Origin of the sequence: Aeromonas sp. MdU4, from assembly GCF_041929505.1 — a bacterium.
GTDB lineage: Bacteria > Pseudomonadota > Gammaproteobacteria > Enterobacterales > Aeromonadaceae > Aeromonas.
Genome location: NZ_JBHFMW010000023.1, coordinates 148,683 through 175,664, shown reverse-complemented (window position 1 = coordinate 175,664; position 26,982 = coordinate 148,683). Strand labels below are relative to the sequence as shown.

Annotated in this window: 21 protein-coding genes, 1 tRNA gene and 1 CRISPR repeat array; of the genes, 13 read left to right on the top strand and 9 right to left on the bottom strand. The window is 57.5% G+C overall.

Annotated elements, in window-relative coordinates:
- Positions 1 to 21: 21 nt before the first annotated feature.
- A complete protein-coding gene (locus ACE1BR_RS13065; RefSeq protein WP_005344074.1) occupies positions 22 to 1,059 on the bottom strand; it encodes a Mal regulon transcriptional regulator MalI in 1,038 nt (345 codons plus the stop codon).
- A gap of 301 nt (positions 1,060 to 1,360) precedes the next feature.
- Here ACE1BR_RS13065 and malX point away from each other — a divergent pair, with 301 nt between their 5' ends.
- Positions 1,361 to 2,932, top strand: coding sequence for a maltose/glucose-specific PTS transporter subunit IIBC (gene malX / locus ACE1BR_RS13060; RefSeq protein ID WP_374870912.1), 1,572 nt, complete (start codon positions 1,361 to 1,363; stop codon positions 2,930 to 2,932).
- A gap of 87 nt (positions 2,933 to 3,019) precedes the next feature.
- Positions 3,020 to 4,231: a MalY/PatB family protein gene (locus tag ACE1BR_RS13055; protein ID WP_374870910.1), complete on the top strand. Its 1,212-nt coding sequence runs from the start codon at positions 3,020 to 3,022 to the stop codon at positions 4,229 to 4,231.
- Positions 4,232 to 4,367: 136 nt separating this feature from the next.
- Here ACE1BR_RS13055 and ACE1BR_RS13050 read toward each other — a convergent pair whose 3' ends face one another.
- A complete protein-coding gene (locus tag ACE1BR_RS13050) occupies positions 4,368 to 5,300 on the bottom strand; it encodes a LysR family transcriptional regulator (RefSeq protein WP_374870908.1) in 933 nt (310 codons plus the stop codon).
- Positions 5,301 to 5,819: 519 nt separating this feature from the next.
- Between ACE1BR_RS13050 and ACE1BR_RS13045 the strand changes: the two genes are divergently transcribed.
- The gene (locus tag ACE1BR_RS13045; RefSeq protein WP_374871107.1) at positions 5,820 to 8,921 is read left to right on the top strand and encodes a hypothetical protein; all 3,102 of its coding nucleotides are present in this window, start codon (positions 5,820 to 5,822) and stop codon (positions 8,919 to 8,921) included.
- 90 nt (positions 8,922 to 9,011) lie between these two features.
- On the opposite strand, the gene ruvC is transcribed toward ACE1BR_RS13045, so the two are convergent.
- The 3 genes from ruvC to ACE1BR_RS13030 all read right to left on the bottom strand — a co-directional run bounded on the left by ruvC (position 9,012) and on the right by ACE1BR_RS13030 (position 12,706).
- Positions 9,012 to 9,533, bottom strand: coding sequence for a crossover junction endodeoxyribonuclease RuvC (gene ruvC, locus ACE1BR_RS13040; RefSeq protein ID WP_005334512.1), 522 nt, complete (start codon positions 9,531 to 9,533; stop codon positions 9,012 to 9,014).
- A 146-nt stretch (positions 9,534 to 9,679) separates the two neighbouring features.
- Positions 9,680 to 12,004 carry an acyl-CoA dehydrogenase gene (locus ACE1BR_RS13035; RefSeq protein ID WP_374870906.1) on the bottom strand — a complete coding sequence of 775 codons (2,325 nt, stop codon included), beginning with the start codon at positions 12,002 to 12,004 and terminating at the stop codon, positions 9,680 to 9,682.
- Between the two features lie 48 nt (positions 12,005 to 12,052).
- Complete coding sequence (locus ACE1BR_RS13030; protein ID WP_374870904.1) at positions 12,053 to 12,706, bottom strand: TetR/AcrR family transcriptional regulator; 654 nt, start codon at positions 12,704 to 12,706, stop codon at positions 12,053 to 12,055.
- A 467-nt stretch (positions 12,707 to 13,173) separates the two neighbouring features.
- Between ACE1BR_RS13030 and ACE1BR_RS13025 the strand changes: the two genes are divergently transcribed.
- Entirely contained in the window at positions 13,174 to 13,914 is a 741-nt protein-coding gene (locus ACE1BR_RS13025; RefSeq protein WP_374870902.1) for a phosphatase, read from the top strand.
- Positions 13,915 to 14,003: 89 nt separating this feature from the next.
- Positions 14,004 to 14,079: transfer RNA gene (locus tag ACE1BR_RS13020), tRNA-Thr, on the top strand.
- A gap of 111 nt (positions 14,080 to 14,190) precedes the next feature.
- Here the strand turns inward: ACE1BR_RS13020 and umuC are convergent.
- The gene (umuC, locus tag ACE1BR_RS13015; protein ID WP_374870900.1) at positions 14,191 to 15,450 is read right to left on the bottom strand and encodes a translesion error-prone DNA polymerase V subunit UmuC; all 1,260 of its coding nucleotides are present in this window, start codon (positions 15,448 to 15,450) and stop codon (positions 14,191 to 14,193) included.
- Positions 15,431 to 15,874 (bottom strand): translesion error-prone DNA polymerase V autoproteolytic subunit, encoded by a 444-nt coding sequence (gene umuD, locus ACE1BR_RS13010; protein ID WP_374870898.1) that lies wholly within the window; start codon positions 15,872 to 15,874, stop codon positions 15,431 to 15,433. The genes umuC and umuD overlap by 20 nt, the downstream gene beginning before the upstream one ends.
- A 116-nt stretch (positions 15,875 to 15,990) precedes the next feature.
- Between umuD and ACE1BR_RS13005 the strand changes: the two genes are divergently transcribed.
- Positions 15,991 to 16,179, top strand: a complete 189-nt coding sequence (locus ACE1BR_RS13005; protein ID WP_374870896.1) for a DUF3283 family protein — start codon at positions 15,991 to 15,993, stop codon at positions 16,177 to 16,179.
- A gap of 44 nt (positions 16,180 to 16,223) precedes the next feature.
- On the opposite strand, the gene ACE1BR_RS13000 is transcribed toward ACE1BR_RS13005, so the two are convergent.
- Complete coding sequence (locus tag ACE1BR_RS13000) at positions 16,224 to 17,141, bottom strand: WYL domain-containing protein (protein WP_374870894.1); 918 nt, start codon at positions 17,139 to 17,141, stop codon at positions 16,224 to 16,226.
- Between the two features lie 142 nt (positions 17,142 to 17,283).
- Here ACE1BR_RS13000 and cas3 point away from each other — a divergent pair, with 142 nt between their 5' ends.
- Genes cas3 through cas2 form a run of 7 tightly spaced genes read left to right on the top strand, consistent with a single transcriptional unit; the run spans position 17,284 to position 25,321 of the window.
- Entirely contained in the window at positions 17,284 to 19,827 is a 2,544-nt protein-coding gene (gene cas3 / locus ACE1BR_RS12995) for a CRISPR-associated helicase Cas3' (RefSeq protein WP_374870892.1), read from the top strand.
- On the top strand, positions 19,817 to 20,545 hold the full coding sequence (gene cas5c / locus ACE1BR_RS12990; protein WP_042081052.1) for a type I-C CRISPR-associated protein Cas5c: 729 nt from the start codon (positions 19,817 to 19,819) through the stop codon (positions 20,543 to 20,545). Before cas3 ends, cas5c begins: the two co-directional genes overlap by 11 nt.
- Positions 20,542 to 22,458, top strand: coding sequence for a type I-C CRISPR-associated protein Cas8c/Csd1 (gene cas8c / locus ACE1BR_RS12985; RefSeq protein ID WP_374870890.1), 1,917 nt, complete (start codon positions 20,542 to 20,544; stop codon positions 22,456 to 22,458). The genes cas5c and cas8c overlap by 4 nt, the downstream gene beginning before the upstream one ends.
- A gap of 10 nt (positions 22,459 to 22,468) precedes the next feature.
- Complete coding sequence (gene cas7c / locus ACE1BR_RS12980; RefSeq protein WP_374870888.1) at positions 22,469 to 23,317, top strand: type I-C CRISPR-associated protein Cas7/Csd2; 849 nt, start codon at positions 22,469 to 22,471, stop codon at positions 23,315 to 23,317.
- A 37-nt stretch (positions 23,318 to 23,354) separates the two neighbouring features.
- A complete protein-coding gene (gene cas4, locus ACE1BR_RS12975; RefSeq protein ID WP_374870887.1) occupies positions 23,355 to 23,984 on the top strand; it encodes a CRISPR-associated protein Cas4 in 630 nt (209 codons plus the stop codon).
- Positions 23,981 to 25,015, top strand: a complete 1,035-nt coding sequence (gene cas1c / locus ACE1BR_RS12970) for a type I-C CRISPR-associated endonuclease Cas1c (RefSeq protein WP_374870885.1) — start codon at positions 23,981 to 23,983, stop codon at positions 25,013 to 25,015. The genes cas4 and cas1c overlap by 4 nt, the downstream gene beginning before the upstream one ends.
- Before the next feature lie 12 nt (positions 25,016 to 25,027).
- Positions 25,028 to 25,321 carry a CRISPR-associated endonuclease Cas2 gene (cas2, locus tag ACE1BR_RS12965; RefSeq protein ID WP_101531518.1) on the top strand — a complete coding sequence of 98 codons (294 nt, stop codon included), beginning with the start codon at positions 25,028 to 25,030 and terminating at the stop codon, positions 25,319 to 25,321.
- A 183-nt stretch (positions 25,322 to 25,504) separates the two neighbouring features.
- Positions 25,505 to 26,330: direct repeats of the CRISPR family, unit length 20 nt; unit sequence GCGGGCGCGTGGATTGAAAC.
- Positions 26,331 to 26,471: 141 nt separating this feature from the next.
- On the opposite strand, the gene radC is transcribed toward cas2, so the two are convergent.
- Positions 26,472 to 26,972 (bottom strand): DNA repair protein RadC, encoded by a 501-nt coding sequence (radC, locus tag ACE1BR_RS12960; RefSeq protein ID WP_374870883.1) that lies wholly within the window; start codon positions 26,970 to 26,972, stop codon positions 26,472 to 26,474.
- Positions 26,973 to 26,982 lie beyond the last annotated feature (10 nt).

Here is a 26,982-nt window from a genome sequence, read left to right as displayed (position 1 = left end):
GAGCTCGGGTGCCCAGCCAGTTCAGGCCGACTCCCGCTTCTGCAGATTGGGGGTGATGATATGGCGGTTGGGGGCGAGCTCGGGTTGCTGCATCCGGGTCAGCAGTCGCCTTGCCGCCTGACGGCCGATTTCGCGGGCCGGTGAGCTGACAAAGGTGAGGGCGGGGGAGGTGAGTTCGGCCTCCGCCACGTCGTCAAAACCGAGCAGGGCCACCTGCTGGCCGATGTAGTTGTCCTTGCCCACGGTGCGGCCGCTCGCCTCGACGCCATAGATGGCACCGAGCGCCACCTCGGGGTAGTGGCAGAGTACGGCAGTCACCTTGGGGTGCTGGTGCAGCAGCTGGGCGATGGTGTCGGCGGCGCTGCGCTGGGTGCGCTCGCACTCCAGTACCCACTCCGGTTTGAAGGGGAGGCCATATTGCAGCAGGCTGGCACAGTAGCCGCCGATGCGCTCGGCGCGGGTGAGGGAGTCGGCCCGCCCGCCGACATAGGCGATATGGCGGTGGCCCTGCTCGATCAGGTAGGTGGTGGCCTGCTTGGCGGCGTGGGTGTTGTCGGGGCCGATAAAGTCCACGTCATCGCGATAGTAGGAGCGGGCGGCGCACACCACCGGCAGCTCTGAATCGAGCAGGGTCTCCAGGGTTTTGGCCGCCGCGCCGCGCACCGGATTGAAGATGATGCCCGCCACCCCTTGGCGTGACAGGGAGTGGATGCTCTGCTGCAACCGCTCCGGGCTGTGGCCGCACTGGGTTAGAAACAGCAGGTAGCCCTGCTGCTCCAGCACCTCGCTCACCCCGGCGGTCACCTCGGTATAGAAGGGGTCAGTGATGTCGCGCAGGATCAGCCCCACCAGATTGGATTGCTGGCTGCGCAGGTTGGCGGCGGCGCTGTTGGGCACGTAGTCGAGCTCTTTTATCGCCTGTTGCACCCGCTCTGCGGTGGCCGGGGAGATGCGCCCCTTGCCGTTGAGCACCATGGAGACGGTGGTGACCGACACTCCCGCCCGCTGGGCGACATCGGTGATCTTGGTGGCTTTGGCAGAGAGGGATTTGGGCGACATAGGGCGAACGGACGACGGACAGTTGAAAGCGAGGCTCCAGCATACCTGCTTGGGTTGCCAAGTGAAACGTTACATCACCATCTGGCCGATCCGGCTCACAAATTTGGATCCTGCTGCCAGCCAGCCCCCTTATTCTGTGATCCTGTCGGCACTTGTAGTTTGATAAAACGATTTATCATCCAGCAAAACCTGATGCTGACCCGCGCCTTTACTTCGAGATTGCTTCGAGATTGCTTCGAGATTGCCTCGAGCGGGGGAGGGCAGCCGCAGATATTGCTGTTTATTCACAAGGAGCCGTTTCATGGCCAAGCCTCAAGCCAAATCCACCATCTGGGAGTTCCTGCAGAGCCTCGGCAAGACCTTTATGTTGCCGGTCGCCCTGCTGGCCTTCTCGGGCATCCTGCTCGGTGTCGGCAGCTCGCTCACCAGCGATGCGGTCAAGCAGAGCATGCCCTTCCTCGACAATACCGTGCTGCAACTGCTGTTCCTCTGGATGACCAAGGTGGGGCTGGTGGCCTTTATCTATCTGCCGGTGATGTTTGCAGTGGCCATTCCGCTGGGGCTGGCGCGAGAAGAGAAGGGGGTCGCGGCCTTTGCCGGTTTCGTCGGCTATGCGGCGCTCAACCTCTCCATCAACTTCTACCTGACCGTGGCCAACGTCATCGGTGACGCGGCGGCGGAGAAGGCCTACGGGGTGAAATCGATCCTCGGCATCAGCTCCATCGACACCGGGATTCTGGGGGCCATCATCGTCGGGGTGATCGTCGCGAGGCTCCACGCCCGTTTCTACACCTACAAGATGCCCGATGCGCTCGCCTTCTTCGGTGGTGCCCGCTTCGTGCCCATCATCACCGCGCTGGTGCTGGGTGTGGTCGGTCTGGTCGTGCCGTTCGTCTGGCCCTGGTTTGCTGCCGGCATCAATGGTATCGGGGCGCTCATCTCCCACGCCGGTCCCTTCGGCCCCTTCCTGTTCGGTACCGGTGAGCGTCTGCTGCTGCCACTCGGTCTGCACCACATTCTGGTGGCGCTGATCCGCTTTACCGAAGCGGGCGGCACCCAGCTGGTATGCGGTCACGAGGTGAGCGGCGCCCTCAATATCTTCTACGCCGAGCTCTCCTGCGCCGACACCACCGGCTTCTCGGTCTCTGCCACCTCCTTCCTCTCTCAGGGCAAGATGCCTGCCTTCCTCGGCGGCCTGCCGGGCGCGGCGCTCGCCATGTATCACTGCGCCCGCCCGGAAAATCGCGGCAAGATCAAGGCGCTGCTGGTTTCCGGCGTGGTGGCCTGCGTCATCGGCGGCATCACAGAGCCGCTGGAGTTCCTGTTCCTGTTCGTGGCGCCGGTGCTCTACGTTATTCACGCCATCCTGACGGGTCTGGGCTTTATGACCATGGGGCTGCTCGGCGTCACCATCGGCAACACCGACGGCAACCTGATCGATTTTCTGGTGTTCGGCGTGCTGCAGGGCACCGCCACCAAGTGGTATCTGGTGCCGGTCGCGGCGGCCATCTGGTTTGCCATCTACTACAGCGTGTTCCGCTTCGCCATTGTGCGCTTTAACCTGAAAACCCCCGGTCGTGAAATCGAGACCAGCGAGGCTGCCCAGCCCGCAGGCAAGAAGGCCGGCAACAGCGGTTACAACGGTGAAATCATCCTTAACGCCCTGGGCGGCGCCGATAACATCCTGGCGCTCGATAACTGCATCACCCGCCTGCGGATGTCGGTGCAGGACATGAGCCGGGTCGATGACAAGGTATTGAAGGCAAACGGCGCCATCGGGGTGATCAAGCTCGATGAGCACAACCTGCAGGTGGTGATCGGCCCGCAGGTGCATCTGGTGAAAAACCAGCTGCAGAGTCTGATGGGGGCCTGAACCGGCCAATAAAATCCGAACGGGGGGCGCAAGCCCCCCTTGTTTGCCTCTCCCAATATGTCTCCTGTTTATGGAGGGAGAAACTTCATGCACGATATTTATGACTTCGACCATGTGGTCGACCGCCACGGCACCTACTGCACCCAGTGGGACTATGTGGCCGACCGTTTTGGCCATGCCGACCTGCTCCCCTTTACCATCTCCGACATGGATTTCGAGACCGCCCCCTGCATTCGCCAGACGTTGGCAACCCGCCTTGAGCACGGGGTCTTTGGCTACAGCCGCTGGAATCATGACGACTTCAAGGGAGCGGTAAGCAACTGGTTTGCCCACCGCTACGGGGCGAGCCTCGGCCCCGAGACGCTGGTCTACGGCCCTTCGGTCATCTACATCATCGCCCAGCTGGTGAGCCTCTGGTCGGCGCCGGGCGAAGGGGTGCTGGTGCATACCCCCGCCTACGACGCCTTCGGCAATATGCTGGCTGCCAACGACCGGGTGCTGCTGCCTTGCCCGCTTAAAAAAGAGCAGGGCAGTTACCAGATCGACTGGGCCGGCTTCGAGCAGCAAGCAGCCCGCCCCGATTGCCGGATTTTGCTGCTCTGCAGCCCCCACAACCCCACCGGCCGGGTCTGGACGCGGGATGAACTCGTCCGGATGGCCGCCATTTGCCAGCGCCACGGGGTCAAGGTCATCTCGGACGACATCCATATGGATGTGAGCTTTGCCCGCTATCTGCCGTGGAGCGAGGTGGCGCCGGACGATGGCTGGGCGCTGGTTAGCTCGGGCTCCAAATCCTTCAATATTCCCGCCCTTGGCGGCGCCTACGCCTTTATCGCCAACGCAGCGGCGCGCGCCGCCTATCTGCAACGGCTCAAGGCGGCCCATGGCCTCTCATCGCCGCCCATCCTCGGGGTGCTGGCCCATATCAGCGCCTATCGGGACGGCGCTGGCTGGCTCGATGCGTTGAAAAGCTATCTGCATGGCAACCTGACCCAGGTGGCGGCGCGGCTCAATGCAGCTTTCCCCGCCATCGACTATCGGGTGCCCGAGGGAACCTATCTCGCCTGGATTGACTTGAACGGTCTTGGCATCGACACCTCCGAACGGATGGATGCGCTGCAAGCCTTGCTGGTGGAGAAATACCGGGTCGCCATCATGCGCGGTGACACCTATGGCCCGGAAGGCACAGGCTATATCCGCCTCAACGTCGGCTGCCCGCGCTCGAAGGTAGATCAAGGGCTCGACGCCCTGATCGGCGCGCTGGGGGAGCTGGTGCAGGAGCAAGGCGCCGCCATTTAATCGGTGCGGGATGAGGCCTGGCCTTATCCCGCCCTATTTGATTTGCGACGTGCAGCGATGCGATGCTCTGTTGCTGTTGGCGATCCCTGAGATGGTCGATTGAGAGCCGGGCTTGGCGGTTTGGCGGGAGGTGGCGTCAGAAGGTGGCGATCAGCGCCTGATTGCAGGTAATTTGGGCCTGGATCTCCTGGCACACGCTTTTTATGTGGGGCTCATCCATCTTTTCTCGTGGCATATAGATGCCGATAATCCCTTTATTGTACTCCTCGCTCATGGCCAGCGGTCTGATGCCAAATTGAGCAAAATAGTGGCTCATGCTTCTGGGATAAGGCAATACGGCATTGCTGGTATTGGCAATATCAATGCTGACCAGCAGTGAATTACAGGTATAAATGATTTTGTCATTTAGCTTCATGGCTGCCCGCTCTTGCTTTTTTCTCGCCAAATCATCGACCAGATGAAGATATTTCTCCTCATCCGGGGTGATCAGCAGGCTGGGGTAATCGACCAGATCCTGTTTGCTGCATATTTTCCCCTGCAGGGGATGCTCCGCTCTGGCAAATACCGCATCGTTGGAGATAAATAGCGGGATGAAGATCAGGCTGTAATTTTTTGCCAGCCCGTGGATCTCGTGTCCGAGCAACAGATCAATATGATTGCCCAATAGCAGGTCGAGCAGGCGCAGATGGTTGCCGACTTCAATATGGAGGGTGCAGGATGGATTGGCTTGCTGATAGCGGACGGTGACGGGTTGCAATACCGGTTGCCACCACGCATGTCCGGTGCCCACTTTCAGCGGCCGGGCGGTGCGCTCGCGCAGGGTGGCCAACTGTCTGAGGGTGTCGTCGTAGATCCGCTGCATTACGCTCGCCTGCTCCAGCAGCAGCTCTCCGGCGGCCGTCAGCGTCACGCCGCTGGCATGTCTGACTAGCAAGGTCGTCCCCAGACTCTCCTCAAGTTTCTTCATATTGTGAGTCAGTGTCGGCTGGCTGAGGCCCATCTGCCGGGCTGCCAGACTGACATTTTTATGGGTGGCCACTGCAATAAATTGTCTTAGATGTTTATCCACAACATGGCGTCCGGTCATGGTCTGGTGGTGCGCCAAGCTAGTGTAATCACCATGGGCTGTCAATTAATCCCCTCGGTAGGCGGGTTGGCTTTATGTGTTTCCCTTCACGTTGTAATCAATTCATTTTTGCCGTGCGATGGCGGGTTTGGTGCGGGCGATCACGTAATTCTATCGAGTTATAGATGTTATCTATGTCGATGGCGCTGCGGTCTATTTTTCTGATGACTGTTGAACCCGTAGACTGGCAAAAATGGTTTTACTCAATGCCGTTTCAATAACAAAACAAAAAAGTAACGAAGGGAAAATATGAAAATTCGTCCATTAGCGTTGTCCGTGGCGTTATGCTGCGGCGGGGTTCTTTTGTCCGGTTGTAATGACAGCGCATCCAGCAGCAACGATGACATCGCCAAGCCTGAGGTGAAGGCGCCCTGGGATTTTGATCTCTATATGGTCGGTGAATTCAGCGGCTGGGGCCGCGAGGATAAATTCAAACTGACTTTCAAGGATGGGGTATACCGTCTGGATAACCTGAAGATGAATTCGGGTATGTCCCCTTTCAAAGTCGCTGGCCCCGAGTGGACCAAATATCCCGATTTTTCCGCGGACTCCCGCAAGGAGACCAGCATCTTCCCCGGCCAGGTCTATCCCATGTACTACCAGAACAACGGACAGAACAACCGTCTGGTGGTGACCGAAAAGGGGCTGATCGATATTCAGGTCAAGGTGACCAATGCCGATCTGGCGGCACCGGCCATCGAGTTCTCCATGGTGCGTGATGACCCCAATTACAGCGAGAGCCTCTATCTGAAAGGGATTGATGGCAATCTGGAGCCGGTCCTGCAGATGGTCTATCAGGGGGACAAGCGGTATGTGATGGTGGCCAAGCTGACGGCGGGTGAGCACAAGATAAAGATCGCCTCCGCACAGGAGGGGATTGGATTCGGGATTAATGGCGCCATTGCCTTGAACCACCCGGTCAAGATGCAGCGCTGTGATGCCCAGTGTCAGCTGGCATCAGTGCGGGTGGATCAGGAGGGGTATTACAAGTTCCTGCTGGATGCCAGCCAGGACGAGAACGCCCCCCTGTTGCAGGTTAGCATCGCCGGAGAGGGAGACCTTGGCATGATCAATCCCCATGAAGGGCATGAGCTGATCGAGAAGCGCGAGTATGAGACCTATAAGTCCGGAGTGACGGAAACGGCCACCTTCTCGGTCAAACAGGCCAGTGACGAGTATCGCAGCTATGCCCAATCGACCACTCAGGAGCTGCGTGACCCGGGTGATAGCTTTACTACCTATCAGGAGCAAGCTGATCTGCCCCGCTTGCGCTCCGGCAGCATGGTGTTTGATGCCCTGTTTGCGCTGGCTACCCACGAGATGCGCCAGAACAGCGTGGCGCAGGTCAAGGATGGCAGTTACAACGGGGGGCAGGCGATCCCTTGCGACTGTTTTGAAACTGGCGCCAAGTGGCATTACGTCTGGACGCGGGATCTCTCCTACGCCACCGATCTGGGGCTGGGGGCGCTTGATCCCATGCGTGCGCGCAACTCCCTGCGCTTCAAGCTCTCTGATTTCCGAGCCGAGCTGACAAGCGATCTGGACAGCTTGATCCCGCAAGGACGCCAGATCATTCAGGATACCGGTACCGGGGGCAGCTGGCCCATCAGTACCGATCGCATGAGCTGGGCCCTGGGGGCCGAGCGGGTGCTGGCAGCCCTGCCTGATGCCGAGCGCAGTGCGTTCTTGCCCGAGGTGTTTGAAGGGCTGAGCAACACCATAGAGAGTGATCGTCTGGCCGCCTTCGATAGTGCAGATGGCCTCTATGTCGGCGAGCAATCCTTCCTCGATTGGCGCGACCAGACCTATGCCAAGTGGATCACCGCCGATATCGCCCACATCGGTATGAGCAAATCCCTTTCCACCAACGTGACCCACTATCAGGGGTTGCTGCTGGCGGCGCGGGTGGCGGGTGAACTGGGGCGCGATGAGCTGGCGAGCCGCTATAGCCAGTGGGCGGGTGAGCTGAAACTGGCGATCAATCGCGCTTTCTGGCTGGCGGACGAGAAGATGTATGCCAGCCTGATCAACACCAGTACCGATCAGAGCCCGGCCTACAAGTTCGATCTGCTGGGGGAATCCCTCGCCATTCTGGCCGGTGTTGCCGATGAGGCGCAGGCCAAAGAGATCATCAGTCGCTATCCCATGGGCCCTTATGGCGCGCCGGTCTACTTCCCGCAGCAACCCGATATGCCGGTTTACCATAACCGCGCCATCTGGCCCTTCGTCTCCGCCTACGGGCTGAAGGCGGCGGCCATGGTGCAGAACGTTGCCGTGGTCGATCACCATATCGACTCCCTGATGCGCGGTGCCGCGCTGAACCTCTCCAACATGGAGAACCTCGAGTGGCTCTCCGGCCAGCCCTCCCTGATGGATCTGACCCATCCCGATTTGACCGGGCCGGTGATCAACTCCCAGCGTCAGCTCTGGTCTGTCGGGGGCTACCTTGGCATGGTGACCGACACCACCTTCGGCTACAAAGTGGAAGAGGGTGGGATCCGGATCAAGCCGTTTGTCACCGCTCACCTGCACAAGCTGATGGGGGCCAAGCCCGAGGCCGCGCTCAAGGGGCTCAACTACCGTGGCAAGCAGATCGATATCGTGCTGCACCTGCCGGAGCAGGGCGGGGAGGGCAGTTACTATCCGGTGCGCGGCATTACTCTCAATGGCGCCCCGGTGGGGGAGCAGATCAGTGAAGGGATGCTGGCCGCCAGCAACCGGATCGAAGTGACGCTCGGTGCCGCCGTGGCTGATGATCAGGGGATCCGCCTGATCAGGGATGTGGCGCCGCTGGATGTCGAGAACCGGCAGGTGTTTGCACCGACCGAGCCGACCCTGCTCGGGGTTAGCGAGCAGAGTGGCAAGCTGGTTGTTGCCCTGCAGGACAATGTCAACAAGGGGGCGCTCAGCTACAACATCTATCGGGATGGCAAACTGGTGGCTTCCGGGCTGGATCGTGCGACCAACTGGGTCGACGACATGGTGTTACAGCCGGACCAGGCCTATTGCTACAGTGCCGAGGCGGTCTATCCGGAGTCCGGCAACCGCTCCCATCATGCCAAGCCGGTTTGCTATCAGCCTGCGCTGCAACATATCGCCATCGATGCGGCCAACGTCTCCCATACCGGCAACGTGAGCGCCGCAGACGGGGCCATTCCCGTCCCTTACCTCAAGGATTGGGGCCGCCCCGACGACAGCTTGCTGGTGCAGGGGGTCAAGCTCGATGGCAAGCACGCTATTCGCCTGCAATACAGCAATGCCCAGCATGCCATCAATCTGGGGGTGACCAACGGGGTGAAACGGATCTCGGTGGTGCGTGGTGGCCAGGTGGTCGCCAGCGGTGTGGTGCAGATGCCCCATGTGATGAAAGAGGGTGACCTCAAACCGCTGCGTGACTCGACGCCGTTCGTGGTTGATCTGCCTGCCGGGGAGTATGAGATCCGGGTGAGCGATTTTTACAACATGAGTTATCTGAAGGCGAACGACACCTACAACGATGCAGGGGGTCAAAAGGGAGCGGTCAATCTGATCGATCTCGCCAGCATCACCGTCTCGGCCCGCTAAGCGGGCAAACAAAACGGCCAAGCAAAACCGCCCCGACGATCCGGGGCGGTTTTTATTTATCGACAGAACGGTGTTTTGGCCAGCAAGGGCTCAGCGATAGCGGCCGCGTACCGAGCTGCTGGCACGGCCTGCCATCTTGATCAGGCTCTGGCGGGTGTGCAGGTGGCAGAGTGCGACGCCGAGGGCATCTGCTGCATCCGCCTGCGGAGTGGCGGAGAGTTTCAGCAGATGGGTCACCATATGCTGCACCTGCTCCTTGGCGGCGCCGCCGGTGCCCACTACCGCTTGCTTGATCTGGGTTGCGGAGTACTCACTCACCGGCAGATAGGCGTTGACCGCGGCGACAATGGCACTGCCCCGGGCCTGCCCCAGCTTCAGCGCCGAGTCGGCGTTGCGGGCCATAAAAACTCGCTCGATGGCAAATTCGGTGGGTTTGAACTGGGTGATGATCTCGCACACCCCGTCATAGACCTGCTTGAGGCGCTCCGGCAGTTCGCCGCAATCGGTGCGGATGCAGCCAGAGCCCAGATATTCGGCCTTGCCGCCGACGACCCGGATAACCCCGTAGCCGGTGATCCGCGATCCCGGATCGATGCCCAAAATAATGCTCATGGGTTGGTGATTGCTCTAAACGCGAGTGATGGTCGCCAAGATAGCAAACTGTGGCCCGTTTGGCTGTACGCGGGATGTGCGAACGGTCAGCGCGTGGCCAATGCCATAAAAAAGGCCCCGAAAGGGGCCTTTTGTCTCAGCGTTTATCAGGCTGCATGATGGATGGGGTTGGCCTGCGCCATCCCTTCCAGCTCGCCAGGGGCGAAGTTGTCCACCTGAATAGCCTCGTAGCGCAAGGCATCGGCGGCCAGCAGCTTGTCCGCCTCGTCCTTGCTCAGGATGGATTTGGCCAGGGCGGCTTCGACCAGCTCCGGCAGGGTCAGCTTGCGGGGCAGTTTGCCCTCTTTCTGGGCCTGTACCAGCTTCTTCTCGTAGGGCTGCACTGAAACCATGGCCTGGAAGGCTCGTTCCATCAGACCGACCGGATCCGCGTCGTCCTTGCCCACATAGCAGAGGGCGGTCAGACGGTCGCGCAGCTCGCCCGGTTTCATCATGGCCAGACAGATGGCGTGGCAGCGATCGTCGGCTGGCATCTTGTAACCGACGCCGAACGGGAACACCACGCGCTTGAGTACGGCACCTACCACCTTGTTCGGGAAGTTCTGGAAGAAGCCCTCGAACGCCTTGCCAATCAGGTAGAGGTTGCGCTCCACCGCGTACTGCACGAACGGCAGATCGGAGACCATGCGGCCCTGATCCTCGTAGTGCTTGAGGGTAGCGGAGGCCAGATAGAGGTGGCTCAACACGTCACCCAGACGGGCGGAGATCATCTCCTTGCGCTTGAGATCGCCACCCAGCATCAGCATGGAGACGTCGGCGCACAGGGCCAGCCCTTTACTCATGCGGGACAGTTGCTTGTAGTAGCGGGCGGTTTCGCCTGCCACCGGAGAGCCGTTGAATTTACCCAACGTCAGCCCCTGGAACAGGGCGCCGAAGAAGTTGCTGGTGCCAAAAGCGATGTGCTTTATCAGTAGGGCGTCAAACTTCTCGAGACCGCGCTCCACGTCGGTGTCGGCGGCCGCTTCCAGCTCGGCAAACACGTAAGGATGGCAGCGGGTGGCACCCTGACCGAAGATCATCAGGTTGCGGGTCAGGATGTTGGCCCCTTCCACCGTGATGGCCACCGGAATGCCCATGTAGGCGTAGCCGGTGTAGTTTTTCGGGCCGAGCTGGATGGCACGACCGGCGTGGATGTCCATGGAGTCATCCATGATCTGGCGCGCCATTTCGGTCATGTGGTACTTGGAGATGGCGGTGACGATGGCCGGTGCCTGACCCAAGTCCAGGGAACCTGCGGTCATGCGACGGGCCCCTTCCAGCTGATAGGTGAGGCCGCCGATGCGGGCCAGTGCTTCCTGCACACCTTCAAACTTGCCGATGGACATGCCGAACTGCTTGCGCACGTAGGAGTAAGCACTCACGGTACGGCTCGCCATGTGACCACAAGCGGTGCCTAGGGCCGGCAGCGAGATGCCGCGACCGGCGGAGAGGCACTCCACCAGCATACGCCAGCCACGACCGGCGTAATCCGGACCACCGATGATCCAGTCGAGCGGAATGAACACATCCTTGCCGAAGGTCGGGCCGTTCAGGAACGCCAGACCCATGGGGTAGTGGCGATCGCCAACGCGCACACCCGGATGGCTGGTAGGGATGAGTGCGCAGGTGATGCCCAGCTCTTCCTTGTCTCCTAGCAGTTTTTCCGGGTCATAGAGTTTGAACGCCAAGCCCAGCACGGTGGCACGCGGCGCCAGGGTGATGTAGCGCTTGTTCCAGTTGAGGCGAATACCCAGCACCTCTTCACCCTTGTGCATCCCCTTGCAGACGATCCCCTTGTCAGGAATGGCACCTGCATCGGAGCCCGCTTCCGGCCCGGTCAGGGCGAAGCAGGGCACCTCTTTGCCATTGGCCAGTCCCGGCAGCCAGAAATCTTTCTGGGCTTGGGTGCCGTAGTGCATCAGCAGCTCGCCCGGGCCGAGGGAGTTGGGCACCATGACGGTGACCGCCACGCTCAGGCTCTTGGTGGCAATGCGGGTGACGATGGTGGAGTTGGCGATCGCCGAGAATTCACGGCCGCCGTAGGATTTCGGGATGATCAGGGAGAAGAAGCCTTCCTTCTTCAGATAGTCCCACACCGGTTCTGGCAGGTCTTTGGTTTCGTTGACGATCTTGAAATCGTCGACCATGGCGAGCAGGGTTTCGACCTGATTGTCGATAAAGGCCTGCTCTTCGGCGCTCAGTTCGGCTTTGCCGTAACCGTGAAGTTTTTTCCAGTCGGGATTGCCGCGGAACAGCTCGCCATCCCACCAGACGGAGCCGGCTTCCATGGCCTCCCGCTCGGTAGCTGACAAGGGCGGCAGTATCTTTTTGAAGATGCCGAACACCGGACGGGTTACCACCTTTTTACGGATGGAGGGCACGCCGAGCACAACGGCTATCGCCAGCACCAGCAGGACAAGCAATGTGATCATACCGAAGTTCCTTCTATTTCACTGTTTCCGTTGATTTATTGTTGGTTGTTACACGGCCAGGGAGAGCCTGGTCGACTCCACGGGCGCCCCGACTCCGGACGCCAGATAAGGAATAACGTTGCGCACCAGCCCTTCCACATCGAGCTGCTGGCCAAAGTCGGCCAGGGCGATGTCGCGTAGCGCATCGGCGGAGGCCATGGTGAATACGACGGTACCCAGGGTGAAGTGCAGGCGCCAGAAGAGATCCGCTGGCGAGAGGGCCGGATTGGCCTTGGAGATAGCCTGGGTGATCCGCATCAGAATGGGACCATAGTGAGCGGTAATGAAGCGGCGCAGGTGGCCCTGGCTGTCGATATAGCCACGCCCCAGCAACTGCATGAAGATGGCCGGGCCGTTGGTCCGTACCGCCGACAGCCTCATCAGTGGCTCGACAAAACTTTCAAAGAGTTGCAGCAGAGTCAGTTGATCCTGCTCCATCAGCACCCGCAGGCGGGCATCCAGATCGGGCATGAACAGACTTAAATAACGGTCGAGCACCGCCTGGATCAGCTCCTTCTTGGAACCGAAGTGATAGTTCACGGAGGCCAGGTTGACATCGGCCTCGCTGGTGATCAGACGCAAAGAGGTATCGGCAAACCCCCGCTCGGCAAACAGCACTTCAGCGGCATCGAGAATACGGTTTTTGGTATCGATTTTACTCACTGGACACCTCACTTAAACGAATGTTTAAAAAGTACGTTTCATAACGTGAAGTGTCAAGAGAATGTGAATGGGTGTTAGCGGAATGTTTTTTGATGAAAAGATCAAAGTGAGCGGAACTTAGTCAAAAAGCGGGACTCTATATCTATGCCACTGCAATTAAACATTAAGTCTCGCCCAACCTGCACCATGCTAGTTGGGCCTTTTTTTGTCCATCGTGTAGCGTTTCGGGAGCGGCAGGCAAAAAAAACCGCCGCAGGGTGCGACGGTGGGGAAAGTGAGTTTGCATCATCCTGATTCAAACTGTCGATGCGAGTTCAGGCAGGTATCGACGGGGGCAGTATGCCATTCATGGCGGCTCAGACTATGTCAGCTTCGCGGTATTTTGTGACAAAGTGTGGCAAGTGCTGGCGTGGCCCAATCTGCCGCTCTTTGTTATGCTGCCCCTTCAATATCTGAGGGGAGAGAAGATGAATTACCCGGTCGATACCCATACGCACACCATCGCCAGCACCCACGCTTACAGTACCATTCACGACTATCTGCCGATTGCCAGGGCCAAGGGGATCAAGCTGTTCGCCACCACGGATCACGGGCCCGAGATGGCTGATGCCCCTCATGTCTGGCATTTTGCCAACTTGCCAGTGTTGCCAAGAGTGGTTGATGGGGTAGGGATCCTGCGGGGTATCGAGGCCAACATCAAAAACCTCGACGGGGAGATCGATTTCCCCGAGCGCTATGAGTCGCGCCTCGACATGATCATGGCGGGTTTTCATGAGCAGGTATTCCCTCCCTGCGATCAGGCAACCCACACCCAGGCGATGATCAACGCCATCAAGAGTGGCCGGGTCGACATGATCAGCCACCCGGGCAATCCGGCATTTCCCATCGATATTCAAGCGGTGGTCAAGGCGGCAGCCGACTATCGGGTTGCGCTCGAGATCAACAACTCCTCCTTCATCCACTCGCGTCCGGGTAGCGAAGGCAACTGTCGCGCTATTGTGGAAGCCGCGCGGGATCTGGGGGCCTATCTCACCTTTGGCTCCGACTCTCACGTCGCCTTCAGCCTCGGCGATTTTGACCATTGTCACCGTCTGGTGACCGAAGCCGGTTTCCCGCAAGAGCGGATCCTGGTGCGTTCCCCCCGCGCCCTGCTCGAATTTCTCGAAAGCCGTGGTCGCGCCCATATTCCCGAGTTCGTCGATCTGTAAATCGTGCTCTAACACCATGAGCCAACTCATAAAATTGAGTTGGCTCGATTGACACACCGGCCATTTTTCGTGAATCTGAATGGCAACAAGCCGGTATAGCTCAGTTGGTAGAGCAGCGCATTCGTAATGCGAAGGTCAGGAGTTCGATTCCCCTTATCGGCACCATGTAAAACAAATGGTTAGCTTCTTGGCGAAGCTAGCCATTTGTACATTTTGGCTTGGGGTACCACGTGGGGTACCACATCTAACAAACGGTAGGCACATTACTGTATCCACTTACCTCGCCACCGGCAGATCCTCCCAACGTGTGGTGTAACAGGGGCTCAGGTGCTCTTGTCGCATCATCCACTCAGGCGACCCCGTGCCTTGGCTGGCAAAGCCTACGCGCCCCAATCCCTTGGCTTTGATCTGGTCCATCACTGCCATCAGCGCATCCGATTGAGCGGAAGACGGGGCAAACAGATCGGCCTGTTGTTGCTCCTTGGGAGTGAAATCACTCAGCATTACGCCCCCCTTCTGATAGCGGTAACCGTCGCGCCAAATCTGCGGTAGCAGCACGTTCACTTGCTGCAGCAACAACCGAGTGTCATCGCTAGGGCAGACCAGCCGGACGCCAGCCTGCTCACTGTAGTAAGGCGCTCGTTCGTCAAAGGGGTTGGTTCGCACGAACAGGTGCACCCGCTGGCAACACATCCCCTCGGCCCGCAGCTTCTCGGCTGCGCGAGCCATAAAGCCTGACAACGCTTGGGCCATTTCCCCACGGTCAGTCACACGCTCCCCGAAGGAACGGCTCGAGAGGATCTGCTGCTTCGCTGCCGGTTCAACGGTTAGCTCTGCGCAAGGCAGGCCACGCAGCTCCTGTACGATCCGCTCGACCACCACGCCGTATTGGGCGCGTAACCCTTTGGCATCGCTAGCCACCAAATCCGCAACGGTGTTCATGCCTTGTGCCACCAACTTGGCCCCCAAGCGCCGCCCTATGCCCCACACCTCATCCACCGGGGTGATAGCCATCAGCCGGGCGCGGCGCAGCTCGTCACGCAAGTCCACGACGCCGCCAGTGGCAGGCCATTTCTTGGCTGCATAGTTGGCCAGCTTAGCAAGGGTCTTGGTGGGGCCGATCCCAACCCCTACCGTTAGGCCGGTCCACTGCCACACTCGCTGCCGGATCTGTTGCCCATAGGCTGTCAGGTCCCCGGCAAACGACTCCGACAGTGACAGGAATGCTTCATCGATGGAGTAGACCTCCAGCTCGGGGGCCATGGTCTCCAACGTGCTCATCACCCTGCCAGACATGTCTCCATAGAGCGCGTAGTTGGAGCTGAATGCCACACCACCATGCGCCTCGAACTGCTCGCGGATCTTGAAGTAGGGCCCGGCCATCTTGATGCCCATCGCCTTGGCTTCGGGGCTGCGCGACACCACGCATCCATCGTTGTTGGAGAGCACCACGATCGGGCGGCCACGCAGCTCAGGGCGAAACAGCCGCTCACAGCTGGCGTAGAAGTTGTTTACATCAACGAGCGCTATAGCCATCACGCTGCCTCAGATTGCCAATCACATGGGTGACCACTCCGAACAACTCCAGGGAGAGGCTCATACAAGGGTCGATAGGCGCGAACGCCGGATTGGCTGGCAACAGCCGCAACCTCGGCTTGAGCTGCAAGGTCTTTACCGTGAAGCCGCCATCGAGTAGTGCAATCACCACATCACCATGGCGCGGGGTCAGGCTCTTATCGACCACCAGCAAGTCACCGGGAAAGATGCCGACCCCGGTCATGCTCTCCCCCTCGGCACGCAGATAGAAGGTTGCTGCAGGGTGCGCCACGCAGTGGGTGTTGAGGTCCAACTTCCCTTCCAGATAGTCGCTGGCTGGGCTGGGAAAGCCGCAAGAGGCGCGGTGCAAGAACAGCGGGATAGCCACCTCGGCGGGTGATGGGTCTGGGGTTAACAACTTCATGGCAACAATACCTGTATTTATATACAGGCATTATAGCGCACCACCTTTGAACCAGCGCAAGTCCCGCATGTCAGCGATGCCGTACCATGGCGCCAATAGATAACAAAAAAGTCACTATGAGTCACAATCTGTGTTCCCTACCGAAAGAGCAACAAGAACGGGTCGAGGTCGAGAAGGCCGCTGCATATGCGGTATGGAAGGAGCGCAACGGTCACTTGGCCAGCGCAAAAAGCGAAGCAAGCCAGCATAAGGGTGAGCTGGGCAGCTACTTTCTTGAGCAAGTAAGTAGGTACAAACGGGGCTAGCCTTCCTGTAGCCATGTTTTTATTCTGGGAACACCCTAAGTACCTTAACTCTCGCGCAAATCCGGGCTTTGGAGCTTGAAGATGCAGCCCTTGGCTACCAACTCGTCCCGGTTTGCCAGCACCAGCGGGTAGAGCAGCGGATGCTGTTCGTGATCGCCGTTATAGCTCACTTGCATGCGCTCCAGCGCGTAATGCATCAAAGGGATGCGCTGGTTGAGCAGCAGCTTGCCATCTGGCATGGCATAGTCACTGGCAATGATGGCCTGTTGTCCTGCGCTGAGGGTTGGGTTGGGTATGACCACCGCAGTGACCTGGGTGTTCCACTCAAGATCCTGATCCCGGCCGTGAGGGGAGGTATCCAGTAGCTCAGGTTCCCTACGAAACCGGCTCATCACAAAATCCAGATACACCCCTTTCTTCTCGCAGTAAGCGCGAACGTGCCAGCGGATCCCGTCATAGACCAAGGTATGGGGCACGATATTGCGGCCGCTCTGCTCCTCTGAGCTGAGGGATACGTAATCGACATCGACCCGCAACTGACCGCGAGCCGCTTGCACCAGACCCCGCACAATCTTGGGGTCGATATGGCGGTTGGGCACATCCAGGATCTCGATATGGCCGTAGCGCAAATCCATCAGCGGCAGGGTCAACAGCCCCGCCTCATGTTGGCGTTGGTGCTGCTTTTCACGGTGCAACAGCATCAGGTATTCGTCCACCTTGCCTTCACTAAAGCGGGGCACAAATTGCGCGGTAGGTTTGTACCCTTTCAGGCGTCGGTCATAGACCAGCCCTTCAGGGGCGTAGTCACTCATATAGCGATTGATGTCTCGCGAGGCTTGCTGGCGGCCGATATTGAAGGCGGTTGTCAGGTGATTGGTGGTCAGCCGTCCTTCCCATTGCAACACGATCTCCAACAGGCGAAAGCGCAGGGTTTGATCCCAGGTGAGTTCGTTGGCGGGCATATGTGCTCCAAAATGCGACATGTGCATTTATACACCCGTTTAGGATGTAATGAATACTCTGTATGATGGCCTCACTAGAAACTTGTTCTTTTTAATCAACAGCTTCAGCAACGAGTAGTTATTTGTAGATCATGAGGATCCCATGCATAGCGAGCAATCCCTTTTTAACAAGAGGCAGTCAATGGCTCCTCTGACTGTTAAACCAGCGATGGCTCATTACCGAAAGCGTGACAATACAACGCATTTGGTCGGTGAACATCTGCGGAGCGTGGGGTTACTAGCTGCCGGATTTGCCGGGAAGTTGAATATTGCTCTGGCAGGTGAGTTGATTGGGTTATTGCATGACATTGGCAAGTACAGCCAAGAGTTTCAGGATTATATCCAATCCGCACTTGGTCTAGTGAATTGTGACGAAGATGACTATGTGGATGCTGATGCCCAGCGTGGCAAAGTAGATCACTCTAGCGCAGGAGCGCAGTACATTTGGCGAGCTTTGTCCGAAAGGGGGGGGCTGGAGTCCCTCTTTGCTCAAGTACTTGCTCTTTGCGTGGCATCGCATCACTCCGGCCTGATTGATTGCTTGGATGTGGAAGGTGAAGACAACTTCTCCCGTCGAATGAACAAGGCTAAGGACAAGACACACCTGGATGAAGTGTGTCGCGCCGCTGATACCGAGATCATGGCGCGGATCGATGAACTGCTGGGTATGCCCGAACTGTTTACAGAACTGCGCAACAGCATCGGCAACATCTTTGCCAAAAACCGTGAGCCCCACAAAGGGAAGCTCCGAAACGCCCACCAACAAATCGGGCTGGCAGTGCGCTACCTGTTCAGTTGCCTGATCGACGCAGACCGGATAGACACCGCCGATTTCGAACACCAGCGAGTCAAAATGTTCCGTCCGAACGGCGACTACGCCAAATGGCCAGCGTTGATTACTCGGTTGGAACGCAAGCTCTCGGCCATGTTACCCACACGGCCAATCGACCATTTGCGCAGGGACATTTCGCAGCACTGCCTTGATGCCGCAACACGGCCCGGCGGTACCTATACGCTGACCGTTCCAACGGGTGGTGGCAAAACGCTAGCCAGCCTGCGTTTTGCGCTCCATCACGCACAACAGCGCAAGCTTGATCGGATCATCTATGTTATCCCCTTCACATCGATCATCGAGCAGAATGCGCAAGTCGTTCGTGACATCCTTGAACCTGCAGATGCACCGGAAGATCATGGGAAAATAGTGCTGGAACATCACAGCAGCGTCACGCCTGAGCAGCAGACTTGGCGCGAGAAGATCCTGTGTGAGAACTGGGACGCCCCCGTGGTTTACACCACCATGGTGCAACTTCTGGAGGCCTTGTTCGGGGCTGGAACCCGTGGCGCCCGGCGCATGCACCAGCTCGCCAATACGGTGCTGATCTTCGATGAAGTGCAGACCCTGCCCATCAAATGCACCCACCTATTCAATAACGCCATCAACTTTCTTACCGAACAGTGCAATAGCACCGTTGTACTTTGCACCGCCACGCAACCATTGCTTCACAAGGTGGCTGCGGAAAAAGGCGCGATCCGGCTGGCGGCACAGCACGAAATCATGCCGGATGTGCACAAGCTCTTTGCCGATCTGAAGCGCGTCGATGTGCGCGACCAACGTAAACCGGGTGGCTGGAGCGTGGTTGAGGTAGCACAGCTCGCGCTGGATGAGCTGAGGCGTGCAGGCAGCAGCCTTGTCATCGTTAATACCAAGCGTGCCGCGCAAGCAGTCTTCGAGCTCTGCCACACGCAGCTAGAGCAGGGACAGGCTTTCCATCTCAGCACCGATATGTGCCCGGCCCATCGTAAGGATGAGCTTGCCAACGTTCGGGCTCGTCTGGCGGAAGGCTTACCGACCCTGTGCGTCAGCACGCAACTGATCGAGGCGGGCGTGGATGTCGATTTTGGTGTGGTCATCCGCTATCTCGCAGGTCTGGATTCCATTGCGCAAGCGGCTGGCCGCTGCAATCGAAATGGTCGGCCAGAGCCAGGCATTGTCCATATCGTCAACCCTCGACCCGAAGACGAAAAACTGACCTGGTTGCCGGACATTGCCAAGGGGCGCGACGTCGCATTGCGGCTGCTGGATGACTATGCCGTTGTCCCCGCACGTTACGCCGACAACCTGTTCGGGCCTGTGGCACTGAGCGACTTCTATCAGTACTACTTTTTCGAGCGTCAGAAAGAAATGGACTACAGTGTCTCGGCCTCTGCACTGGGGCGTGATGACACCATCGCTAACCTGTTGGCTGAAAACTCGGGAGCCGATGCCGACTGCCGACGCAAATACGGAAAAACGCCTGAGCGTATGCTGAATCAGTCTTTCATGGCGGCAGCCAAAGCCTTTAAGGCCATCGACGCTCCAACGCAAGGAGTCGTTGTGCCCTATGGCCCGGAAGGCACAGATATCATCGCGAAGTTGCATGCCTCTTTTGACGTGGAATTGGATGTGCCGCTGCTACGCCGCGCTCAGCAATTTACGGTCAACGTCTTCCCCAACGTGTTTGAGCAACTCGTGAAGGTTGGGGCCGTTCATTCGGCCGACCCCAACAAACAGGCTCGTATCCTGACCCTCGATCCTCGTTATTACAGCCCACAGTTCGGGATCTCAACCGAACCCGTATCCACGATGGAGGCGCTCTATGTCGACTGAGCATCGCAACAGCATTGAATTCAGGGTGTGGGGGCGTTATGCCCTGTTCACCGATCCACTCACCAAGGTAGGTGGCGAGAAGTTTTCGTACCAGGTGCCGACGTATGAAGCACTGAAAGGCATCTGTAAATCCATCTACTGGAAGCCGACGCTGGTCTGGGTCATCGACGAAGTGCGCGTGATGAAGCGCATCCGCACCCAGACCAAGGGCACTAAGCCGCAGGAGTACAGTGGCGGGAATACGCTGGCGATCTACACCTTTTTGGCCGATGTGGAGTATCAAGTTCGCGCCCATTTCGAATGGAATACAGCGCGCCCTGAGCTCGAAGCCGACCGCAACGAGCACAAGCACCACAACATCGCCCGACGCATGCTGGAGCGCGGCGGTCGGCAGGATATTTTCCTCGGCACTCGTGACTGCCAGGGCTATGTCGAACCCTGTGAATTTGGATCGGGAGCCAGTGAACTAGATAGTGCTGGCGAGTTGGCACTGGGCCTGATGTTTCATGGTTTCGACTACCCCGACGAAGTCGGTGGTGATGCGCTCCATGCGCGCTTCGCCCGTATCGTGATGCGTGACGGCGTGATCCGCTTCGACCGGCCTGAGCAATGTTCCGTTAGAAAGCGCGTGCGGGCGATGAGCGTGAAGACTTTTGGGTTGAGTGAAACAGTGCGTGCGGCAGATGAGGAATGGGTTGAACTGGAGAAGCAGGCATGAGCTGGATTCAGAAGCTGTATGAAACTTACGATGCTTGCGTAGGTAGGGAGCCGGAGGGTGCTGAACCTTTGATGCCGATTTGTCATACCACACAACAGGTGCAAATCGAAGTTGTCCTGGATCAAGACGGCGTTTTCAGAAGGGCATCTGTTATAGACAAGGGATCTGCGACCACGATGATTCCTTGTACTGAGTCGTCTGGTGGGCGTGCTGGATCCAAGCCAGTCAATCACCCTTTCGCGGACAAACTGCAATATGTCGCCGGGGATTTTCTACGATTCGGCGGGAAGGTCACTTCCGGATTCGCGGCCAAACCGGATGAGCCACACGTATCGCTCTTAAAGGATTTGCGGGCATGGGCAGAATCGCCATATTCCCATCCCAAGCTAAAAGCAGTTCTTAAGTATTTGGAACGCGGAACCTTGGTTTCTGATCTGGTTTCAGCAGGAGTTCTTCCGATCCATTCTGATGGCATGCTGATGAAATCTTGGCAGGGTGACAAAGATGCTGCCCCTGCCATTTTTAAAGTGATCCAGGCGACGCAAACGCCTGAAGATGCTTTTGTTCGCTGGCGCGTCGAAGAAATCGGCAATCCTGTGTCGGCCACATGGGAAGATGCAGAACTGATCTCTGCTTGGGTCAAGCATTACCAAAGTACGCAGAGCATGCGGGGATACTGCATGGCAGCCGGTACTGAAATGGCACTGGCCGTTCAGCACCCCGCAAAACTCAGGCATGGCGGTGACAAGGCCAAGCTGATTTCATCAAACGACACGGCTGGCTACACATTTAGGGGCAGATTTCTCGGCGCTGATGAGGCCGTTTCGGTGGGATTTGAAGTCACACAAAAAGCACACAACGCGTTGCGCTGGCTGATCCCACGACAAGGTTCGCGCAATAGCGAGCAAGTGATTGTGAGCTGGGCCGTGACGGGGCAGCCTGTACCTGATCCTTTTGCCAGCACTCTGGATCTTTTCTGTATTGAGCCTGTCGAAACCTCAATGGCCACTGGCCATGCCGACACAGCCCAGTTGTTTGCTCTGCGGCTTAAACGCGCAATAGCAGGCTACGGCACCAAGCTTGATCCCAGTACCGATATCGTTGTCATGGGCATTGACTCAGCGACACCTGGACGCATGGGTATCACCTTCTACCGCGAGTTGAAAGGCTCTGAATTCCTGAATCGTATCGAGGCTTGGCATGCAAATAGCGCATGGCCACAGTATTTCGGTAAGGACAGGAAGTTCATAGGCGCGCCCGCGCCACGAGATATTGCCGAAGCGGCTTATGGTCGCAGGCTGGATGACAAGCTGAGCAAAGCCACTGTCGAGAGACTGTTACCTTGCATTATTGATGGTTCGCAACTGCCGCGGGATCTCGTTGAGACGACAACACGACGTGCCAGCAATCGGGTTGGTTTCAAAGAGCATTGGGAATGGGAAAAGTGCTTGGGTATCGCCTGTGCGCTTTTCAGGGGGCATAACAAACAAAGGAATTACCAAATGGCACTAGAGCAAGACCGAATAACCCGCGATTATCTCTATGGTCGCTTGTTGGCTGTGGCCGAAAATATTGAAAGCCGGGCGCTGTTCGTAGCTGGTGAAAAGCGTGACACCATGGCTGCGCGGTTGATGCAGCGCTTTGCTGACCGGCCCTATTCCACATGGAAAACGATAGAGCTGTCACTTTCATCCTACAAGACCCGTTTGCGCACCCAAAGGGCGGGTTTCTTGTATGCCATGGAAAAATTGCTGGATGAAGTAATGGGGCTTTTCCAGAGTGAGGACTTCACCAAAGACTCGCAACTTACTGGCGAATTTCTCCTGGGGTATCACTGCCAGCGGCAAGCGCTGCGCTCTGGTGATGCAGCCAGTGCCGAAGAACAATCCACCGAAGAAACCGTAGCCGGCTAAGGAGCCACCTATGAGCACATTACAAAACAAGATCGACTACGCCCTGGTTCTGCGCGTGAAGAATGCCAATCCCAATGGTGATCCGCTCAATGGCAATCGCCCGCGCACCGATTACGGTGGCTTTGGTGAGATCACCGATGTTTGTATCAAACGCAAGTTGCGTGATCGGCTGCAAGAGGCAGGTCAACCCATCTTTGTGCAATCGGATGATCGCAAAACGGATGACGAAACCAGTCTGCGTAATCGTGCCGAGTCCAATCTGAATGGCTTGGGTAAAGACAACTGGAACCCGAAGAAAACCAAGAAGGACGATGCAGCCAAGAAGGCTTGTGCCAAGTGGTTCGATGTCCGCGCCTTCGGTCAGGTTTTTGCCTTTGGCAAAGACGCTGACGCCAGCGGTGTTTCTATACCAGTCCGGGGCCCGGTGACGGTGCAGTCGGCTTTCAGCAAGGAGCCGGTCAGTATCACCAGCACCCAGATCACCAAGAGCGTGAATGGTGAAGGTGATGGCAGTAAGCGTGGTTCTGACACAATGGGGATGAAGCATCGCGTTGATGGCATGAGCATTTATGAGTGCTATGGCAGTATCAACCCTCAATTGGCCGAAAAAACCGGCTTCAGTGATGCGGATGCTGACATCTTCAAGTCTGTGCTGCCCCGGCTTTTCGAGAACGATGCATCATCTGCACGGCCAGAGGGCAGCATGGAAGTCGTCAAGGTGATTTGGTGGAAACACAATTGTAAAGCCGGTCAATACTCATCGGCTAAAGTACATCGATCTCTGGTTGTGAATGCAGATGGGACCATATCAGTCGAATCCCTTGACGGTTTGGTACCGGAAATTATCGAAGGCTTTTGATTGTCATTGCCTCAGATGATGCCATTTGGTGAAAACAATGGACGATCCCCGCCTGATCCCACTTTCTGCTTTGCAGCACTATGCGTTTTGCCCAAGGCAATGTGCCCTGATTCATAACGGTCAAGTCTGGGCCGAAAACTGGCTGACAGCGCAGGGGCTATTGCTGCATCAGCGTGTGGATCAGGGTGAGCCGGAGACGCGCAAGGGCGTGCGTTATGAGCGTGGGGTACTGGTCAGTGCCCCCCGTCTTGGTCTGACCGGCAAGCTTGATCTGCTGGAAAAGGATCTGGTCAGCGGGGAGCTGCTGCCTGTGGAATACAAGCGTGGCAAACCCAAGAGCCATGATGCCGATGCTATCCAGTTGTGTGCCCAGGCGCTGTGTCTGGAGGAGATGACCGGCCAGTTTATACAGCGGGGTGCGCTCTGGTACTGGCAGATACGGCATCGGACAGAAGTGGTGCTGGATGCGGCACTGCGGGAGCGGACGCATCAGGTCATCGCGCAGGTCGCCTTATTGCTGAAATCGGGTGAGATCCCACATGTGAAGCCGGGCAAGTATTGCCAGGCCTGTTCATTGTGGGAGTGGTGTCAGCCGGAATATCAGGCAAGGGATCGCTCAGTGGCTTACGTAGCGGATCTATTCTCAATGCAGGAGGGCGACGAGTGAAAAAATTGCAAAACAGCCTCTATATCACTCGCGATGGCGCCTATCTGCACAAGGAGCGGGAAACGCTGCTGGTGGAGCAGACGGTCGAGGGGCAACGCAAAAAATTGTTGCAGATACCCATTCATTCGGTGGGGAACATCTTTTGCTTTGGCAATGTGCTGGTGTCGCCGCAGTTGATGGGCTTTTGTGGTGAAAACGGCACACAGCTGGCGTTTTACGATGCCTTCGGCCGTTTTCAGGCACGGGTGGTGGGCAAACAAACCGGGAATGTCTTGCTGCGGCGCGCCCAGTTTCGCCGCGCGGATCGCGTGGATAGTCGTGAAAACCATATTGCCCGCAACATTGTCGTGGCAAAGGTGCACTCCTCGCGGGTAGTGCTGCAACGGCATCTTCGAACATATGGTTCAAATCCGGATGTCTCTGCAGCGGCGCATCGGTTACGGCAGATCGTGGCCGAGTTGAAAAGCCAGAGCGATACGGAGCGGATCCTTGGTTTTGAAGGGGAAGCGGCTCGTCATTATTTCGGGGTATTCAGTCAGCTGATCAACTCGCAAACGGGGTTCGTTTTTGATGGCCGGACTCGGCGTCCCCCCAAGGATCCCGTCAATGCCATGTTGTCATTTATGTATTCCGTGCTTTCGAAAGAGATCAGTGGCGCGCTGCAGGGCGTGGGTCTGGATCCACAAGTGGGGTTCTTGCACGAAGAACGGCCGGGAAGGGATAGCCTGGCGTTGGACTTGCTGGAGGAGTTTCGGGCGCCGATAGTGGATCGATTGGTGTTGACCCTGATCAATCGTCAGCAGGTCAAGATGGGTGATTTTACAACCGATATGCTGGGCGGAGTCGCCATGAAGGAAGATACCCGGCGGTTGTTGTTACAGAGCTGGCAAGCCAGAAAGCAGGAAGAAGTTACCCATCCGTTCTTGGGTGAAAAAGTAGCCGTCGGCCTGCTGCCGCATGTGCAGGCCATGTTGCTTGCGCAACATCTGCGCGGTGATTTGGCGGAATATCCGCCCTATGTACATCGGTGAGGTAGTACAGCCATGATGATATTGGTGACCTACGATGTTTCTCTGGAAGATCCTGACGGGCCTCGGCGTCTGCGCCATCTGGCAAAAATCTGTCTGGACTATGGTGTGCGCGTACAGTACTCGGTGTTTGAATGCGAAGTGGAGCCAGATCAGTGGGTGCGGTTTCGGGATCAACTGTTAAAGACCTATGATCCGGATGTCGATAGCCTGCGTTTTTATCGTCTCGGAAAGGAGTGGCGCAGCAAGGTGGAGCATCATGGCGCCAAACGCGCCCTAGATATCTTCAAGAGTGACCTGATTATCTGAACGCCAACCGCTAGTGCTCATTAAAAAACCGGAAGATTGGCATTTTTTTAACTAATTGATAAATAGCTATATATTGAAAGACCGCCTTTCGGGATCGTCTATCTGTGATCCAACTGACATGAGTTGGCGCAGAATACCGTTTTCCGATAGGCGGTTTCTGTCTTTGCAAGAAGACGGTCGCGCCCCCTGCGGGCGCGTGGATTGAAACTACGACTGGATAGCCGCCACGCAAGAGGCTTACGTCGCGCCCCCTGCGGGCGCGTGGATTGAAACCCCAAAATAAATCGCCTCGTGTAGCGTTGCTCCCCGTCGCGCCCCCTGCGGGCGCGTGGATTGAAACAAGCTGATCCCCATCAAGGGTGCCAACGTCTACGGCAGTCGCGCCCCCTGCGGGCGCGTGGATTGAAACAATCGTCTCCTGCCATATGAGAATGTTGAGGATGGTCGCGTCCCCTGCGGGCGCGTGGATTGAAACCATCTCGATCTTGCTGGCCAAATCGGTTCTGACGTCGCGTCCTCCGTGGGCGCGTGGATTGAAACCGCCTAAAAAATTGGCGGCAAGGTTGCCAAGTGGTCGCGCGCCCTGTGGGCTCGTGGATTGAAACTTTTCATCCGTGATCGGGGTCGTCGCCTCGATCGAGTCGCGTCCCCCGCGGGCGCGTGGATTGAAACTCTAGATTCCGAGCCGCACTTTAGGTTTTTAGCGTCGCGCCCCCTGTGGGCGCGTGGATTGAAACAAAGTGGTCTTCATCGACCCGCGCAAGGGTTCCGGTCGAACCCACCGCTGGCGCGTGGATTGAAACACTCAGGGAACGGAAAGGGGGTCTCTGTATGGATTCAGGAGTCGCGCTCCCCGTGGGCGCGTGGATTGAAACCAAATGATGGCTGTCGTCAACGCCCCTCACTCGGGTCGCGCCCCCTGCGGGCGCGTGGATTGAAACTCAATACCGGCGTCTCCGTAGTGGTACCGGCAACCCGTCGCGCCCCCTGTGGGCGCGTGGATTAATAATGGATGTGAGGCGGTGATGTGGTTAGATAGGATCTGGATATTCAAGGGGTCAATCTAGGATCATTGGTGCGCCTCACCTGAAAAAATAAAAAGAAAAGGGTTCAGCAAGGCCGAATGATAGCTTGGCTGAGCCCTTATTCGTTAGGCAAGTACTCCTCTCTCTGCCAGCGACACGATGCCTTCGCCGCCCACAACTAGATGATCCAGGGTGCGGATATCCACCAGTGCCAAGGCGCTTTGCAATCGTTGGGTGATCTCGATATCCGCTCTACTGGGTTCCGGGGGGCCGGAGGGGTGGTTATGCACCAGCATCAGAGCTGCTGCATTGAGCGCCAACGCACGTTTAACAACTTCCCGTGGGTAGACGGAGGCACTGCTGAGTGTGCCGCGAAATAGCTCCTCATATGCCAGGATCCGATGCTGGTTGTCCAAGAACAGTATGGCAAATACTTCATGCTCTCTGCTCTGCAACAGGGTTTGTAGTGCATGCTGTGCCAAGTGTTTGTCGGTAATAGCTTCTCCCTTGGCCAGTTTCTGACGGGCGATCTGGTTGGCGATACGCAGCAGGTCTTGCTCGGTCACCGGTTCGGTAACGACATAAGTGCCGGGGCATTCCCCGGCTTTGAGTTTGTGGTAATGCATGTGGGGTTCT